Source organism: Streptomyces sp. NPDC054863 (genome assembly GCF_053610825.1).
The window spans coordinates 1-16,865 of sequence record NZ_JBSGZD010000175.1 but is presented as its reverse complement, the minus strand read 5'-3'; the positions used below and the strand labels follow the sequence as shown (position 1 = coordinate 16,865).

The following is a 16,865-nucleotide window of genomic DNA, read 5'->3' as shown; positions in this document are numbered from 1 at the left end:
AGTACGTACGAACCGTCCTCGCCGTCGGTGAGGCGCGCCCCGTCGGCACGTACGGCCGCCGCCGCGCCGCCCGCCGGAACCCCGTCGCGGTCGTGCGGCGCCGCGTTGAAGACCAGCGGCGTGCTGCCCTCGCCCGCCAGAGCCGACTGCGCCGCTTCGACGATCGCGGTGAGTTCGGCCGCTACCTTCCGGTACGTGGCCTCCGCCTCGCGGTGCACCCAGGCGATGGACGAGCCGGGCAGGATGTCGTGGAACTGGTGCAGCAGCACCGTCTTCCAGATCCGGTCCAGGTCCTCGTACGGGTAAGGGAATCCGGTGCGGACGGCAGCGGTGGCCGCCCACAGCTCGGCCTCCCTCAGCAGGTGCTCACTGCGCCGGTTGCCCTGCTTGGTGCCCGCCTGGCTGGTCAGCGTCGCGCGGTGCAGCTCCAGGTACAGCTCACCCACCCACACCGGCGGCTTCGGGTACTCGGCCTGCGCCTTCTCGAAGAACTCGGCGGGCGTGCCCCACTCGACGCGCGCCGAGCCCTCCAGGTCCTTCAGCCTGGCCGCCTTGGCGATCATCTCGCGGGTCGTGCCGCCACCGCCGTCGCCCCAGCCGGTCGGCGCGAGCGACACCGAGGCCACGCCCTTGTCCTTGAAGTTCTTCGCCGCGTGGGCGATCTCGCTGCCCTTCATCGAGCAGTTGTAGGTGTCGACGGGCGGGAAGTGCGTGAAGATCCGGGTGCCGTCGATGCCCTCCCACTGGAAGGTGTGGTGCGGGAACTTGTTCACCTGCGACCACGAGATCTTCTGCGTGAGCAGCCACTTGGCGCCCGACGCCTTGATGATCTGCGGCAGTCCGGCCGCGAAGCCGAAGGTGTCCGGCAGCCACGCCTCGTCGTTCTCCACCCCGAATTCGTCGAGGAAGAACCGCTTGCCGTGCACGAACTGACGGGCCATCGCCTCCGAGCCCGGCATGTTCGTGTCGGCCTCCACCCACATGCCGCCGGTCGGCACGAACCGGCCGTCCTCGACCGCCGCGACGACCTTCGCCCACACCTCGGGGCGGTGCTCCTTGATCCACGCCCACTGCTGGGCCTGCGACATCGCGAACACGAAGTCCGGCTCGTCCTCCAGGAGCGCCGTCATGTTCGACGTCGTACGCGCCACCTTGCGCACCGTCTCGCGCAGCGGCCACAGCCACGCCGAGTCGATGTGCGCGTGCCCGATCGCCGTGATCTTGTGCGCGGACGGCTCGGCGGGCGTCGCCAGCACGCCTTCCAGGCACGAACGGGCGGCTGCGGCACTGCCGTTGACGTCCTGGAGGTTGACCGTGTCCAGTGCCCGGTCCACCGCGCGCAGGATGTCGTAGCGGCGGGCGGACTCCACCGGCAGCTCCGCCATCAGCTCGCCCAGCACCTCCAGGTCGATGACCAGCTGCCACACCGTCTCGTCGAAGACGGCGAGATCCATGCGCTCGATCTTGTACAGCGGGTTGCTGTGCGAGGTCTCGATGTCGCCCAGCTGGGTGGGCAGGAAGGGGTGGTAGTCGAGGAGTACGGGGTTGGAAGCGCCCTCGATGCGCAGCTCGACCTTCTCGCCGCCCTCGGCCGGGGCGCCGATGCGCACCCACTGGTTGCGCGGGTTGAGACCCTTCACCGGGGTGCCGTCGGGCCGGTAGACCAGGCCCTCGCACTGGAAGCCCGGCATGTTCTCGTCGAACCCGAGGTCGAGGATCGCCTCGACGTGGCGGCCCGCCCACTCCTCGGGCACCGTACCGGTCACCGTGAACCAGCTCGTGCCCCACGGCTTGCCCCACATGTCGCCCACCGCGACCGGCTTCGGCTCGGCCGCCAGGCCCTCCTGGACGGGCATCGGCTCGCCGGGTGCGTCCCACACGGCGACCTCCAGGGGCACCGAAACGGGATATACGGCAGGACGGATGCGCTCGTCGAGGACGCGCTTGAGCCGGGCCTCGACAAGTCCGCGGTCGTCATGCATGGGGAGGTCTCCTTCGGTGCGGTGCTGCTGGTGCTACGAGAATGAGGGGAGGGGCGTGAGCGGGGCGTGAGGCCCCGGGGTCAGGGGGAGCGTCAGGCGACCTGCTCGACGGTGACCACGTCCGTGATGCCGCGTGCCGCCAGGTGCGCGGCGTCCTCGGCGCGCGAGGCGAGGACCGCCGTGGGCCGCGCGCCGTCCGCGGCGAGCCGGAAGAACGCCTCGTAGAAGGCGCCGCCCGGCGCGCACACCGACCGGGCCGGCGTGGTCAGGCTGTCGCCCGCGTCCACCACCAGCGCGGTCGTACGGGGCGCGGGCGCGAAGGTGCGGGTCCCGTCGGCGTACTCGCGGGCGTACCGCTCCAGCACCCGCGCGGTGTCCTTCGGCCTGCGGTCGTTGGTGAGCACCCCGAGCCCGTACTCCAGCTCGGGGAAGTCCGCCAGCGCGCGCGACACGTCGTGCGAGCACCACCAGGTGACGCCCCACAGCTGCGGGCAGTCGAGCGCGGCCCGCAGCGTCGCCTCGGTGAACTCGGCGGCGTGCTCCGGCGGTACGAGCGGGGCCGGCGCGCCCACCTCCTGGAGCCACACCGGACGGTGCGGGTCGCGGGCCCAGGCCTGCGACAGCTCGACGAGGTAGGCGGCGTGGTGCTCGCTGGGCACCGAGGCCCGGCCGTGCAACTGGGCGGTGCCGTTGAAGACCCAGGAGTGCACCGCCGTCATCGCGCCGTGCCGGGCGGCGTGGTCGGGGGTGAAGGGCATGTCGTCCTGGTACCAGGTGGCGTCGTACTCCGCGTGCAGGTGCGGGCGGCCGGGGGCACCCTCCTCGCAGGCGGCGAGCATCCTCGTCAGCCAGGCGTCGATCTGCTCGGGGGTGGCCCGGTCCGGGTCGGGATGCGGATCGGCGGAGAACTGGTTGACCTCGTTGCCGACGGTCATGCCGATGAAGTTGGGCCGGTCGGACAGGGCCTGGGCGAGCGTCCTCAGATACTCGGCCTGACCCGAGATGACGTCCGGGTCGGTGAAGAGGTTGCGGCGGTGCCAGGTGCGGGTCCAGGCGGGGAGGAAGTCGAAGCTGGACAGGTGCCCCTGGAGGCCGTCCACATTGACGTCGAGGCCGAACTCGGCCGCCGCGTCGGCCATGTCGAGCAACTGCTCCACGGCACGCGGCCTGATCAGGGACCGGTTGGGCTGGAAGTACGGCCACAGCGGGAAGACCCGCACGTGGTCCAGGCCGAGTGCGGCGATCGACTCCAGGTCGGCGCGGACGGCGCCCGGGTCGTAGTCCAGCCAGTGGTGGAACCAGCCCTGGCTGGGGGTGTAGTTCACGCCGAAGCGGGGTGCGGCCATCGAGGAGCTCCAGAAGAGATACGGGGGCGGGCGTGGCGGGTCTGGCGGGCTGGGCAACTCAGCCCTTGACCGCGCCTTCGCCGACGCCGCGGAAGAAGAAGCGCTGCAGACCGGCGAACATCACGATCAGCGGGGCGACGGCGATGATGGTGCCCGCCGCGACCACGCGCTGGTTGTTCGCGAAGGTGCCGTGCAGGAAGTTGAGCCCCACGGTGAGCGTGAAGTTCTCGGAGTCCGACAGGACGATCAGCGGCCACAGGAAGTCGTCCCAGGCACCCATGAAGGCGAAGATCGCGACGACGGCGAGAGTGCCCTTGACCGAGGGCAGCGCGATCTTGGTGAACCGCTGCCACACGTTGGCGCCGTCGACGACGGCCGCCTCCTCGATCTCGTACGGGATGCCGCTGAAGGCGTTCCGCATGAGCAGCACGTTCATCGCGCCGATGCAGCCGGGCAGGACGACCGAGAGGAGGGTGTCGTTGATGTCGAGGCTGCGCATGGTCGCGAACTGGGCGATCATGATCGCTTCCATCGGCACGAGGAGGGCCGCCACAAAGACGAGCGAAGCGACGGCGCGCCCCTTGAAACGCAGCCGGGCGAGCGCGTAACCGGCCATGGCCGCGCCGACGATGTTGGTCAGGACGTTGGTGACCGCCACCTTCAGCGAGTTCAGGATGTAGTCCCAGACCGGGATGATGTCCGCGACGCCCTTGTAGTTGTCGAACGTCGGGTGCTCGGGCAGCAGTTGGGGCGGCGAGGTGAAGATGTCCTCGGTGGCGCCCTTGAGCGACGTGGACAGTTGCCACAGGAACGGGCCGATCATCACCAGCAGCACCAGGGTCAGCGCCAGATAGCGGACCACGATCCGCCAAGTGGGCGTCCTGCGGCCGGAGTTGCGGCGCCGGGGTACGGGCCGGGCGCCGGACTTCCGTACCGGGGCGGGGACGGCCGGGGTTTCGGTCGTGGTGCTCATCAGTCCTTGTCCTTCCGGTCGGCCCGCAGTACGAACAGCATCAGGATCAGCGTCAGTACGAACAGCGTGATCGAGATCGCGGAGGCGTACCCGGTGCGTCCCTGGAGCCCGGTGCCGACCCGCTGGATCAGCATCACGAGGGTGGTGTCCTGGCCGCCGGGGCCACCGGTGGGGCCGGCGATCATGAAGACCTCGGAGAAGACCTTGAAGGCGGAGACCGAGGACAGCGCGCCCACCAGGACCATGGTCGGACGGACCGCGGGAACCGTGATGGAGAAGAACCGCCGGATCGGGCCCGCCCCGTCCACCTCGGCGGCCTCGTGCAGCTCACGGGGCACGTTGGTCAACGCCGCCAAGTAAATGATCATGTAGTAGCCGACGCCCTTCCAGACCGTCAGCATCATCGAACTCAGCAGCAGCAGCCACTGGTTGGAGAGGAAGGGCACCGGGTCCACGCCGAGCATCTGCAGCACGCCGTTGATGAACCCGCGGTCGTCGAGCATCCACACCCACATCAGGGCGACGACCACGACGGACGCCACCACGGGGGTGTAGAAGGCGGAGCGGAAGAACCCGATGCCCGGTACGTGCTTCTGGACCAGCAGCGCCAGCAGCAGCGGCAGGAACACCAGCAGGGGCACGACCACGACGACGTACAGCGCGCTGTTGCGCAGCGCCACCCAGAACTGCTCGTCGCTCAACAGGGCCTGGAAGTTGGCAAGGCCGACGAACTTGCCCTCGGTGAGGGTGCGGGAGTCGGTGAAGGACTTCCACACCGTCGAGAGGAACGGATAGAGGTTGAACGCCAGCGTGACCAGCAGGCCCGGCGCCAGGAACAGCCAGGGGCTGAAGGCGCGGTGGGTGCGGCGGGGGTGACGGCGCCCGCCCTGCCCGCCGCCGCGCCCGGAGGAACGGGGGCGGGCGGCGGAGGAGCCGCCGGCGGGCGCGGCACCGGTCGCCGGGAGCGTGCCGGTATCGGATGCGGGGGAGGTGCTCACAGCGGCCACGGTCCCCTCAGTTCTGTGCGAGGAGCTTGTTCATCTGCTCCACCGCGCTGTCCAGCGCGGCCTTCGGACTGTCCTTGCCCTGGAAGCACTTGGCGATCTCGTTGCGCAGGATCGTCTTCATCTCGTCGCTGAAGAGCACCGGCGTGTAGTTCACCGCGGTCGGCAGCATCTTGGCCGAGGCGACCCGGATCCTGCCCTCTTCGGTGCCGTCCTCCTTGGCCCAGTACTCCTTCTCCAGGGAGCCCTTGGTGGAGGGGAAGACCGCGACCTTGTGCCCGAACGCCTCCTGGTTCTTCCGGTCGGTGACGAAGTGCGCGAAGGCGACGGCGGTGGCCGCGTTCTTGCTCTGCGAGTTCACCGAAAGACCCTGCAAGTACATGTTCTGCTTGCCGGTGTTGGTGGGTACGTCGGTGATGCCGAGGTTTTCGTACAGCGACGGGGCGTTCTTCTTGAAGTTGTCCAGGTCGTGGGCGCTGCCCGGGTTCATGGCGAGTTCCTGCTGGAGGAACTTCGTGCCCGTCGCGTCGTCCTTCAGCGTCAGGGTCTGCTTGTGCAGCGCGCCTTCGTCGTACAACTTCTTGTACTTGGTGAGGAGTTCGACGCCCTTGGCGCTGTTGAGCGCGAACTTCTTGCCGTCCTTGTCCATCGGCTCCACGCCGTAGCGCCCGAAGTCCTCGATGGTCGGCGGCTGGCCGAGAGTGGCCTTGCCCTTCTTCGCGAGCTGCTCCGCCGTCGCGAACAGCTCGTCGAAGGTCTTCGGCGGCTTCTGCGCGTCCAGGCCGCCGTCCTTGAAGATCTTCTTGTTGTAGAAGAGCGGCCCGCTGTTGAGGTACCAGGGGAAGGAGTACGTGCCGTCCATGCCCGGCATCCCGAAGCCCTGCCAAGCACCCTCCAGGTACTCGGGCTTGAACTTCGAGGCGACCTTGTCCTTGTCCAGGTTGAGCAGCAGCCCCGCCTTCGCGAGCGGGTAGGCCAGGTCGGGCGAGAGGTTGACGACGTCGGGCAGCGAACCGGCCGAGGCGTCGGCGCTCAGCTTGTCGGCGTAGTTGTCGGCCGGCTGGTCCACCCAGTCGACCTTGGCGCCGGGGTACTGCTTCTCGAAGTCCTTGATGACGCCTTCGAAGTAGCCCTTGAAGTTCGCCCTGAGGTTCCAGGTCTGGAACTTGATGCTGCCCTCTACCTTGCCGTCGGTGGCCGAGGCGGTGTCGCTGCCCCCGCCACCGCACGCGGTGACAACGGAAAGACAGAGGACCGTACCGAGACCGACGGCTGCCCGGATCGCGACACTGCGACGAATGGACATGGGTGACTTACTCCTTGCCTGGGTTCTTGCCTGGTGCGAGAAGCTCGGCGTCAGCCTGTAATGCGATTCCCTTTACGTCAACGCTCGATAAACGCTCCGAATTTAAGAAACCGCAGGTCAGAGGAGCTAAAAAGAACTAAATTCTCTAAACCTGTGGTGGCTTCACCGCATAGAGTGAGCAATAGGAGGGGCGTTACGATGACGCCCAGGAGCAACCCGAGGGGATTTCTGAATGAAGGACCGCAGCGGTCCCTGGGGCCCCGGGGCGCCCCCGCCGCCCCGCATACCGACGCTCAAGGAGGTCGCCCGCGAGGCCGGTGTGTCCACGAGCGCGGTGTCCTTCGCCCTCAACAACCGCCCCGGCGTCTCCGAAGCGACCCGCCGCAGGGTCATCGAGGTCGCCGAGCGGCTCGGCCGGGGTACGGGCCCCGGCGGCCGAACCCCCGTGCCCGAGCGGTCCCGGGCGATCGGAATGGTGCTCGCCCGCCCCGCCGGAAGCCTCGGCGTCGAGGCGTTCTTCCTCCAGGTGGTGTCCGGCATCCAGGCCGGTCTCGCACCCCACGGGCACGCCCTGGTCTTCCAGATGGTCGACGACATCGACGCCGAGTGCGACCTGTACAGGCGCTGGTGGGCCGAGGGCCGCGTCGACGGGGTGATCGTGGTCGACCCCAGGGTGAGCGACCCGCGCCCCGACGTCCTGTCGGTGCTCGGCCTGCCCGCCGTCGTCGTCGGCGCCATGGACACACCGGGCGCCGCCCGGCCGGGCTCCGCCAGGTCCGTGCCCATGCCCGTCCTCGGCTCGGGCCGCCGGGCCAGGCTGTCCAACCTGTGGGCGGACGACGCCGGCGCGATGGACCTGATCATCCATCACCTCTACGAGCTCGGGCACCGCCGCATCGCGCACATGGCGGGCCCGCCGGGACTCGCCCACACGGCCCGCCGCATCGCCGCCCTGCGCTCCACCGCCCGGCGCCTGGGGCTCGATCACACGGTCTCCGTGACCACCGACTTCACCGACCGGCAGGGCGCCAAGGCGGCCCGCAGGCTCCTCTCGGGCGCCATGCAGCCCACCGCGCTCATCTGCCACAACGAGGTGATGGCGGTCGCGGCGGCGGGCGTCGCCACCGAACGCGGACTGCGCATCCCGCAGGACGTGTCCGTCGTGTCCTGGGAGGACTCGGCGATCTGCCGCACCTACCACCCCCGGATCACCTCGCTCTCCCGCGAACCGGGAGCGTTCGGCCACCGGGCGGCCACCGAGGTGCTGAGTCTCCTCGCGGGCTCCGAACCGCGCTGCCTCCAGGACCCGCTGCCCCGCCTCGAACCCCGCGAGAGCACCGCGCCGCCACCGCAGAGCCAGGACCAGGACCAGGACCAGGGGCCTGCTGCGGCACAGAGTCAGGACCTCGCTGCGGTGCCGCCGCCGCGCTCCGTACTGAACTGACCTGCGGACCCCGCCCGTACGTGTACCGACCTGCGGGTCCCGCCCGTACGCGTACTGACCTGCGGGTCCCGCCCGTACGCAACCTTCCTCGACGAACCGGCCGCGGCCCCCGCCGCCCGCGTCCCGACGCCGTGTTCCGCGGCCCCCGACGGGGCCGCGCTCCGACTTCCCCCACAGCCGGCCCGGCGCCCGACGCGTACCGACCCCTGCCGGTTGCTCCGTACAGCCGTGTCAAGTGACACAATCGACCGACATTGTCACCCGACAATGTCGGGCGCTAAGGTGAATGCAGTCACACGCGGACGACTGCGGACACGGCACGGAAGGCGGGCCCATGACTCACACCTCCACCCCCATCCCCACGACCACGACCACGACCACCCCGACACTCACCGAGATCCCCGAGCGTCCGGCGCTCCCCGTGATCGGGCACGCCCTGGGCATCCCGAAGGGGGCCGACGGGCTGGTTCATCTGATGAAGGAGGTCAAGGAGCTGGGCCCGGTGTACCGGGTGCGCGTCTTCGGCACCGAGTTCGTGGTCGTGGGCGGCCTGGACCTGGTGGCCGAACTGTCGGACGAGAGCCGGTTCCGCAAGAACGTGCACCCGGACCTCGTCGAGATCCGGCGGATCGCCGGGGACGGCCTCTTCACCGCCTTCACCCACGAGCCCAACTGGCAGAAGGCGCACGACATCCTGATGCCGGCGTTCTCGCTGGGCGCCATGCGCGGCTACCACCGGACCATGCTCGGCGTCGCCCGGTCGCTGATCGCCAAGTGGGACAGGGCTGCCGAGGGGGAGGGTGCCGTCGAGGGGGACGGAGCCGTCGGCGGTGGCCCGGTGGACGTGCCCGAGGACATGACCCGGCTGACCTTCGACACGATCGGGCTGTGCGGTTTCGGCTACGACTTCGAGTCGTTCCGACGGGACGAGGCGCACCCCTTCGTCGGGGCGATGGGACGCGCGCTGGCCTTCACCCAGGCGAAGGGCGAGTCGATCCCGGGCACGGAACTGTTCAGGTGGAAGCAGGCCGAGCAGTTCCGCCAGGACGCCGCATTCATGTCGGACCTGGTCGACGAGGTGATCCGGCGGCGCAGGGCGTCCGGCGACGCCCGCACCGACGACCTGCTCGGCCGGATGCTGCACACCCGCGACCCCGCGACCGGCGAGCCGCTGGACGACCTGAACATCCGCCACCAGGTGATCACCTTCCTCATCGCGGGACACGAGACCACCAGCGGAGCCCTGTCGTTCGCCCTGTACTACCTGACCAAGCACCCCGAAGTCCTGGCCCGCGCCCAGGCGGAGGTCGACGCGCTGTGGGGCGACACGGACGCACCCGACCCCGAGTACGGGGACGTGGGGAAGCTGACGTACCTCCGCCAGGTCCTCAACGAGAGCCTGCGGCTGTGGCCCACGGCGCCCGCCTTCGCCGTGGAGCCGGTCGAGGACACCGTCATCGGCGGTACGTACCCGGTGCGCAAGGGCGAGACGCTGATGGTGCTCACCCCGGCCCTGCACCGCGACCCCGCCTGGGGCGAGAACGTCGGGCTGTTCGACCCCGACCGGTTCACCCCGGAGCGCGAGGCGGACCGCCCCGTCCACCTCTTCAAGCCCTTCGGCAGCGGTGAACGCGCCTGCATCGGGCGGCAGTTCGCGCTGCACGAGGCCACCCTGCTGCTCGGACTGCTGGTCCACCGCTACCGGCTGATCGACCACACCGACTACCCGCTGAAGATTCAGCAGTCGCTCACCATCAAGCCGGACGGGCTCACCCTGAAGCTGGCCCGGCGCACGGCCGGTGAACGCCGGGTGCACGCCGTGGCCGACGGCGCGCCCGTCGGCCGCGCCCGGCCCGAGGCCCGGCGCGCCGCCGCGACCGCGCTGACCGTGCTGCACGGCTCCAACCTGGGCACCTGTGCGGGCATCGCCCAGGACCTGGCGGCCGACGGCGGCAGACACGGGTTCACCGCCGTGGTCGCCCCGCTCGACGAGCGAGCGGGCAGGCTCACCGCGGCCGACGGCCCCGTGGTGATCGTCGCCGCCTCCTACAACGGCCGCCCCACCGACGACGCCGCCCAATTCGTCGACCGGCTGGAGGGGCTGGCGCCCGGCTCGCTCGACGGACTCCGGTACGCCGTACTGGGCGTCGGCGACCGCAACTGGGCCGCCACCTACCAGCGCGTACCGGCACTGATCGACGAGCGGCTCCGTGCGGCCGGGGCCGTCCCGCTCCTGGAGCGCGGGATCGCGGACGCCTCCGGGGACTTCGCCGGGGCCGTGGACCGCTGGAGCGCCGCACTGGAGACGGCCCTGCTCGACCAGTACGGAGAGGCCGTCGGCGAGGCGTCCGGCGGGGCCTTCAGCGAGACAGGCCCGCCCGCACCGCAGGCGGAACAGGGGCTGTACGAGCTCACGGACGCCACCGCATCCGTCGTCGGGGAACTCGCCGCCCGGCACGGCGTCCAGCCCATGGAAGTCATCGACGCGTACGAACTCGTCGACACGGCACACCCGTTGGGCCGATCCAAGCGCTACGTGAAGCTGCGGCTGCCGGAAGGCGTCAGCTACCGCACCGGCGACCACCTGGCCGTCCTGCCGCACAACCCCGAGGCCCTCGTCCAGCGGGTCGCCGACCGGTTCGGCCTGGACCTGGACCGCACCGTCCGGCTGCGCGCCCGCCGGCACAGCCGCAGTGCGCTGCCCGTCGACCGGCCGCTGACCCTGCGCCGGCTGCTCACCGACTTCGTGGAGCTCCAGCATCCGGCGGTCCCGGCCCACCTGGCCCTCCTCGCCGAGCACACCGCCTGCCCGCCCGAGCGGCGTCCCCTGGCGGCGCTCGCCGCCTGCGGCCCCGAGGCCTTCCGCGAGCAGGTCACCGCCGCCGGGCGGAGCGTCCTGGACCTGCTGGAGAGCCACCCCGCCTGCGGGCTGCCGTTCGAACGGTTCCTGGAGATGCTGCCGGTCCTGCGCCCGCGCCACTACTCGATCTCGTCCTCCGCACAGGCGTCGCCCGACGAGGTGGAGCTGATGGTGTCGCTGCTCGCCGCGCCCCACCGCGCCGGTGAAGGCACCTTCCGGGGCATCGCCTCGGGCTACGTCCAGACCCTCCGGGCCGGGGACCGTGTCCGGGCCAGGGTCCTCCCCTGCGCCGAGCCCTTCCGGCTGCCCGCCGACGACGCCCCCGCCGTCCTGGTCAGCGCAGGCACCGGCCTGGCACCCTTCCGCGGGGCCGTCCTGGACCGGCTGCACCGCGGGTCCACCGGCACGCTGCTCTGCTACTTCGGCTGCGACCACCCGGAGGTCGACCAACTGCACCGCGAGGAGTTCGAGAGGGCCGAGGCGGCGGGTGCGGTCAGCATGCGGCCCACGTTCTCCGGGGCCCCCGAGGACGGTGCACGGTACGTCCAGGACCGCATCGCCCGGGAGAGCGACGAGATCTGGAACGTACTGGAGTCCGGCGGCCGGATCCGCGTCTGCGGCGACGGCCTGCGCATGGCCCCGGCGGTACGGGAGGCCTTCATGGCCGTCCACCGCAGGCACACCGGCGCCGGTGACGAGGAGGCCGCCGCCTGGCTGGCCGCCCTCGTCGAGTCCGGCGGCTACGTCGAGGACGTCTGGACGGGCTGACCCGTACGACGAGCCGTGCCGGGCGGCTTCAGAGGGCGGGCATCGGCACGGGGGTCAGCGTGCCGCCCGCCAGAGCCACGACGCTGGACACCAGGGCCTGCAGACCGGGCAGTTCGGCTTCCTCGTCGGGCAGGGTCAGATGCTGCAGGGTAAGCCCGTCGAAGGCGGCGAGGAAGTACCGGGCGACGGCCGGGGCGGGCACGGCGAGCCGGTGGCCGGTCCGCTCGGCCGCCTCGCCCACCAGCCGCGTCGTCACGTCCAGCACCTCGCGGTAGTGGCTGTCCAGGACTTCGCGCAGCGCCGGTGTCCGCAGCGCGAGCATGCTCAGCTCGGTCAGGAGCTGGTGGTCGGCCGGCTGCTCGCGCACCGTGCGCCACAGGGCGGCGGTCATCGCGGCGACGGTCTCCTCGAACCCGGCGTCCAGGGGCGCGGAATCCTGGACGTGCCGGACCAGCTTGTGGGTGAGCTGTTCCATGACGGCCCGGTACAGGTCCTCCTTCGTGCCGAAGGTGTAGTGCACCGTCGCCTGCGCGACGCCCAGCTCGGCGGCGATGGCACGGGTGCTTCCGGCGGCGACGCCCTCCCGGGTCATGAGGGCGATGGCCGCCTTGATCAGCTGGGGGCGGCGCTCGGCCGCGGTCACGTGAGCCATGACCGCATCGTACCGACTCAGTCGGTCGAGCAAGTCGCCCGCTCGGCCCCGACGGCCGGGCAGTGGGCGTGACGGCGCCGCCGGGGGAGGCGCGGAGGTGGGGTCCGTCGGTGGGGTCCGTCCTGTCGGCATGGACCTGGTGTTCGCAGCGATGCTGGAGGACAGGTCCCGGCCTCGGCCCGTCCCGCAAGGGGCGGTTCGGTGAGCCGCGACCCGTCAAGGAGGGCGTACCGGCCGTCGACCGGCTTGCCGCGTTCCTCGGACGGCCGGTCCCACCACAGGGGGGACCGGCCGCGGGGGTCAGCCGCCGGCGGAGTACGCACCGAAGTACGCGTCGAAGTTGCGGCTGAACTCCTGGCCGTTGAACCGGTCCCAGTTGATCGACCACGTCATCAGGCCGCGCAGCGCGGGCCAGCTGCCGTGGGTCCGGTAGCTGCCGCAGTTCGTCTTCTTCGTCAGGCAGTCCAGTGCCTTGTTCGTCTCGGCGGAGGAGACCCACCCGTTTCCGGCGTGCGTGGAGGCGGGCATTCCGATGGCGACCTGCTCCGGACGCAGCGGCGCGAAGACATTGCCGGCGTCGCCCGCGACCGGGAAGCCGGTGAGCAGCATGTCGGTCATCGCGATGTGGAAGTCGGCGCCGCCCATCGAGTGGTACTGGTTGTCGAGGCCCATGATCGGCCCCGAGTTGTAGTCCTGGACGTGCAGCAGGGTCAGGTCGTCGCGCAGTGCGTGGATCACCGGCAGATAGGCGCCGGCACGCGGGTCCTGGCCGCCCCACTTGCCCACGCCGTAGTACTGGTAGCCGAGCTGCACGAAGAACGTCTCGGGCGCCATGGTCAGGACGAAGCCGTCGCCGTACTTCGCCTTGAGGGTCTTGACCGCCGAGATCAGGTTGACGACGACGGGGGTCGTCGGGTTCTTGAAGTCGGTGTCGGCGGTGTCCAGGGAGAGCGAGTGGCCCTCGAAGTCGATGTCGAGGCCGTTCAGCCCGTACTCGTCGATGATCCTGGACACGGAGGAGACGAAGGCGTCGCGTGCGGCGGTCGTGGTGAGGCGGACCTGTCCGTTCTGGCCGCCGATGGAGATCAGCACCTTCTTGCCCTGCGCCTGTTTGGCCTTGACGGCGGCCTTGAAGTCGGCCTCGGACTCGACGGTCGGGCACTCGGCGACGGGGCAGAGCCTGAAGCGGATGTCGCCGCTGGTCACCGAGGTGGGCTCGCCGAAGGCGAGGTTGATGACGTCCCAGGAGGCGGGGACGTCGGCCATCCTGGTGTAGCCGGAGCCGTTCGCGAAGCTGGTGTGCAGATAGCCGATGAGCGCGTGGGCGGGCAGCCCGCCGCCCGGGTCGGGGTCGCCGCCGCCCGGGGGAGTGGTCACGGTGAGTGCGGCCGACCTGGCCGATTCGCCGTCCGCGTTGAGGGCCGCCACCTGGACGCTGTACGCGGTGGCGGGAGCAAGCCCCGTGAGGGTGGCGGAGGTTGAGACGACCGTGGCCGCCTTCGTGCCGTTGCGGTAGACGGCGTACGAGGTGGCGCCGGTGGACGCGGACCAGCTGAGGGCGGCGCTGGTCGAGGTGACGGTGTCCGCCTTCAGGCCGGTCGGCGGGGCGGGCGGCTGGGGCTGGGTGGAACCGCCGGGGCCGAAGAGGCTGAGGTCGTCGGCGTAGTAGGCGGGGGTGCCGTACCAGCCGTGGGTGTAGATCGTCACCCGGGTGGTGTTCGCACCGGTCCTGAACGTGGTGCTCAACCGCTTGAAGGCATCGGCCGATTGGGTCCAGGCCGACACGTCGGTGGTGCCGGTGCCGCTCGCGCCGAGGTAGACGTAACTGCCGCGGACCCAGCCGCTGAGGGTGTACGTCGAGTGGGGTTGGACGGTGGCGGTCTGCGTGCACTTGGCGTGGTCGCTGCCCGCCGGGGTGGCCTTGAGCGCGGAGGTGCCGCCGTGGACGGGGGTGCTCACCACGGCTCCGGCGGTGCAGGTCCAGCCCGTGAGCCCGGACTCGAAGCCGCCGTTGCGGGCGAGTTCGACGTCGGTCGCCGCGGCGGCCGGTGTGGCCGTGGTCAGGCCGGCCGCGGCGAGCGCGAGGGCGGTCAGGGCGATCACGGCCGACGAGGCGATACGTCCGAGTGTGCGGGGTCCGGACACGGGGAACGGGCGGGAACGGTCCACAACTGCCTCCGGAGCGGGGGGAATCGGCGGTACGGAGGGCGCTCAATTTGGTCCAGACCAATCATGTTGTCAAGGCTGCGGACGGCATCCGCACGGCAGTCGTCGGACATCGATTCCTGCAAGCTCCGGCAGTCGGCCACTTCGCACCGGAGCTGGAGCTGATCACCGACGCGGGGAGGGTCCGGCTCGCGGAGCTCGCCGGGAACGCCCGCCCGCTGCTGGTGGACCTGACCGAGCCCCGCTCGCTCGCGGCGGCGCCGGTGAAGGACCGGGCTGCGGTCGACCTGGTCGTCGCGAAGGGCGGCCCGGCCGGCCTCACCGGCCTGCTGATCCGCTCCGACGGCTACGTCGCCCGGGCCTGCGGCGCACCCGCCCCGGACCCCGGGCCGATCCGGCCGTGCTGCGGACGGCCGTCGCGCTCTGGTTCGCGGCCCCGGAGGAGGACGGCCGGCAGCCGTGAGCCGTGTCTCAACCCGGGGCGGCGCCTTGTTTGTGCAACAAGTTGCATAGCAAGATCGGATCGTGGGCCCAACGCCCCACCGACCCAAGACCCCACCGAGCCCACCGGTCCGTCACGTCACGGCAGACCCGCCGCCGCCCCGAAAGGCAATCCCCTCATGGCCGAGTCCACGTCCCTCCTGTTCAACCCGCGGACCTACGACCCCCAGGGCTTCGACCCGGAGACCCGCAGGCTGCTGCGCGCCACCGTCGACTGGTTCGAGGCGCGCGGCAAGCGCCGGCTCATCGAGGACTACCGCACCCGCGCCTGGCTGGCGGACTTCCTCGCCTTCTCCGCGAAGGAAGGGCTCTTCGCGACCTTCCTCACCCCGGCGTCCGCCGCCGGAGGCAACCCGGACAAGCGGTGGGACACCGCCCGTATCGCCGCCCTCAACGAGATCTTCGGCTTCTACGGGCTCGACTACTGGTACGCCTGGCAGGTCACCGTCCTCGGTCTCGGCCCCGTCTGGCAGAGCGACAACGCCGCCGCCCGCGCCCGCGCGGCCGAACTCCTCGACCAGGGCGAGGTGTTCGCCTTTGGCCTGTCCGAGAAGTCGCACGGCGCCGACATCTACTCCACCGACATGCTGCTGACCCCCGACGGCGACGGCGGCTTCCGCGCCTCGGGCTCCAAGTACTACATCGGCAACGGCAACGCGGCCGGCCTCGTCTCCGTCTTCGGCCGCCGCACCGACGTCGAGGGGCCGGACGGCTACGTCTTCTTCGCCGCCGACAGCCGCCACGAGGCGTACCACCTCGTCAAGAACGTCGTCGACTCGTCGAAGTACGTCAGCGAGTTCCGGCTGGCCGACTACCCGGTCACCGCCGCCGACGTCCTGCACACCGGCAAGGCCGCCTTCGACGCCGCACTCAACACCGTCAACGTGGGCAAGTTCAACCTCTGCACCGCCTCCATCGGCATCTGCGAGCACGCGATGTACGAGGCCGTCACCCACGCCACGGGCCGCATCCTCTACGGCCGCCCCGTCACCGCCTTCCCGCACGTGCGCCGCGAGCTGACCGACGCGTACGTACGCCTCGTCGGCATGAAGCTCTTCAGCGACCGCGCCGTCGACTACTTCCGCACCGCGGGCCCCGACGACCGCCGCTACCTGCTCTTCAACCCGATGACGAAGATGAAGGTGACCACGGAGGGCGAGAAGGTCATCGACCTGATGTGGGACGTCATCGCCGCCAAGGGCTTCGAGAAGGACAACTACTTCGCCCAGGCGGCCGTCGAGATCCGCGGCCTGCCCAAGCTGGAGGGCACGGTCCACGTCAACCTCGCCCTGATCCTGAAGTTCATGAAGAACCACCTCCTGGACCCGGCGCCGTACGAGAACGTCCCGACCCGCCTCGACGCGGCCGACGACGACTTCCTCTTCCGCCAGGGCCCGGCCCGCGGCCTCGGCGACATCCGCTTCCACGACTGGCGCACCGCCTTCGACGCGTACGCGACCCTGCCCAACGTGGCCCGGCTGCGCGAACAGGCCGACGCGCTCTGCGAGTTCGTCACCACCGCCGCCCCCGACAAGGAGCAGAGCCGCGACCTCGACCTGCTGCTCGCGGTCGGCCAGCTGTTCGCGCTGGTCGTGCACGGCCAGCTGATCCTGGAGCAGGCGAAGCTGACCGGTCTCGACGAGGACGTCCTGGACGAGCTGTTCGCCGTTCTCGTACGGGACTTCTCCGCGCACGCCGTGGAACTGCACGGCAAGGACTCCGCGACCGAGCAGCAGCAGAACTGGGCGCTCTCCGCGATCCGCCGCCCGGCCGTGGACGACGCCCGCTCGGCCAGGGTCTGGGAGCAGGTCGAGGCCCTGTCCGGAACCTACGAGATGGCGCCGTAACGACGGCGTCGTAGCG

At 70.5% G+C, this 16,865-nt stretch carries 10 protein-coding genes and 1 pseudogene; 4 read left to right on the top strand and 7 right to left on the bottom strand.

Features of this window, described 5'->3' with window-relative positions; translation table 11 throughout:
• The 5 genes from ACWGIG_RS25935 to ACWGIG_RS25915 form a co-directional block, all read right to left on the bottom strand.
• A partial coding sequence (locus ACWGIG_RS25935) for an alpha-mannosidase (protein WP_453324074.1) occupies positions 1–1,982 on the bottom strand: 1,982 nt, incomplete at its 3' end.
• Positions 1,983–2,074: 92 nt separating this feature from the next.
• Complete coding sequence (locus ACWGIG_RS25930) at positions 2,075–3,328, bottom strand: glycoside hydrolase 5 family protein (protein ID WP_453324073.1); 1,254 nt, start codon at positions 3,326–3,328, stop codon at positions 2,075–2,077.
• A 58-nt stretch (positions 3,329–3,386) separates the two neighbouring features.
• Complete coding sequence (locus ACWGIG_RS25925; RefSeq protein ID WP_453324072.1) at positions 3,387–4,301, bottom strand: carbohydrate ABC transporter permease; 915 nt, start codon at positions 4,299–4,301, stop codon at positions 3,387–3,389.
• Positions 4,301–5,299 carry a carbohydrate ABC transporter permease gene (locus tag ACWGIG_RS25920; protein WP_453324071.1) on the bottom strand — a complete coding sequence of 333 codons (999 nt, stop codon included), beginning with the start codon at positions 5,297–5,299 and terminating at the stop codon, positions 4,301–4,303. Before ACWGIG_RS25920 ends, ACWGIG_RS25925 begins: the two co-directional genes overlap by 1 nt.
• 16 nt (positions 5,300–5,315) lie before the next feature.
• Positions 5,316–6,611, bottom strand: coding sequence for an ABC transporter substrate-binding protein (locus ACWGIG_RS25915; RefSeq protein ID WP_453324070.1), 1,296 nt, complete (start codon positions 6,609–6,611; stop codon positions 5,316–5,318).
• 232 nt (positions 6,612–6,843) lie between these two features.
• Between ACWGIG_RS25915 and ACWGIG_RS25910 the strand changes: the two genes are divergently transcribed.
• Together ACWGIG_RS25910 and ACWGIG_RS25905 are read left to right on the top strand one after the other, a co-directional pair.
• Positions 6,844–8,055 (top strand): LacI family DNA-binding transcriptional regulator, encoded by a 1,212-nt coding sequence (locus tag ACWGIG_RS25910; protein WP_453324069.1) that lies wholly within the window; start codon positions 6,844–6,846, stop codon positions 8,053–8,055.
• Between the two features lie 334 nt (positions 8,056–8,389).
• Positions 8,390–11,683 (top strand): bifunctional cytochrome P450/NADPH--P450 reductase, encoded by a 3,294-nt coding sequence (locus ACWGIG_RS25905; RefSeq protein ID WP_453324068.1) that lies wholly within the window; start codon positions 8,390–8,392, stop codon positions 11,681–11,683.
• Between the two features lie 28 nt (positions 11,684–11,711).
• Here ACWGIG_RS25905 and ACWGIG_RS25900 read toward each other — a convergent pair whose 3' ends face one another.
• Together ACWGIG_RS25900 and ACWGIG_RS25895 are read right to left on the bottom strand one after the other, a co-directional pair.
• Positions 11,712–12,335, bottom strand: a complete 624-nt coding sequence (locus ACWGIG_RS25900; protein ID WP_453324067.1) for a TetR/AcrR family transcriptional regulator — start codon at positions 12,333–12,335, stop codon at positions 11,712–11,714.
• A gap of 300 nt (positions 12,336–12,635) precedes the next feature.
• Positions 12,636–14,480, bottom strand: a complete 1,845-nt coding sequence (locus ACWGIG_RS25895; RefSeq protein WP_453324066.1) for a chitinase — start codon at positions 14,478–14,480, stop codon at positions 12,636–12,638.
• Here ACWGIG_RS25895 and ACWGIG_RS25890 point away from each other — a divergent pair.
• Together ACWGIG_RS25890 and ACWGIG_RS25885 are read left to right on the top strand one after the other, a co-directional pair.
• Positions 14,384–14,815, top strand: a pseudogene (locus ACWGIG_RS25890) (aromatic-ring hydroxylase C-terminal domain-containing protein); the annotation flags it as partial. The gene ACWGIG_RS25895 and the pseudogene ACWGIG_RS25890 sit on opposite strands and share 97 nt — an antisense overlap.
• A 306-nt stretch (positions 14,816–15,121) precedes the next feature.
• Positions 15,122–16,849, top strand: a complete 1,728-nt coding sequence (locus tag ACWGIG_RS25885; protein ID WP_453324075.1) for an acyl-CoA dehydrogenase family protein — start codon at positions 15,122–15,124, stop codon at positions 16,847–16,849.
• Positions 16,850–16,865: the final 16 nt, after the last annotated feature.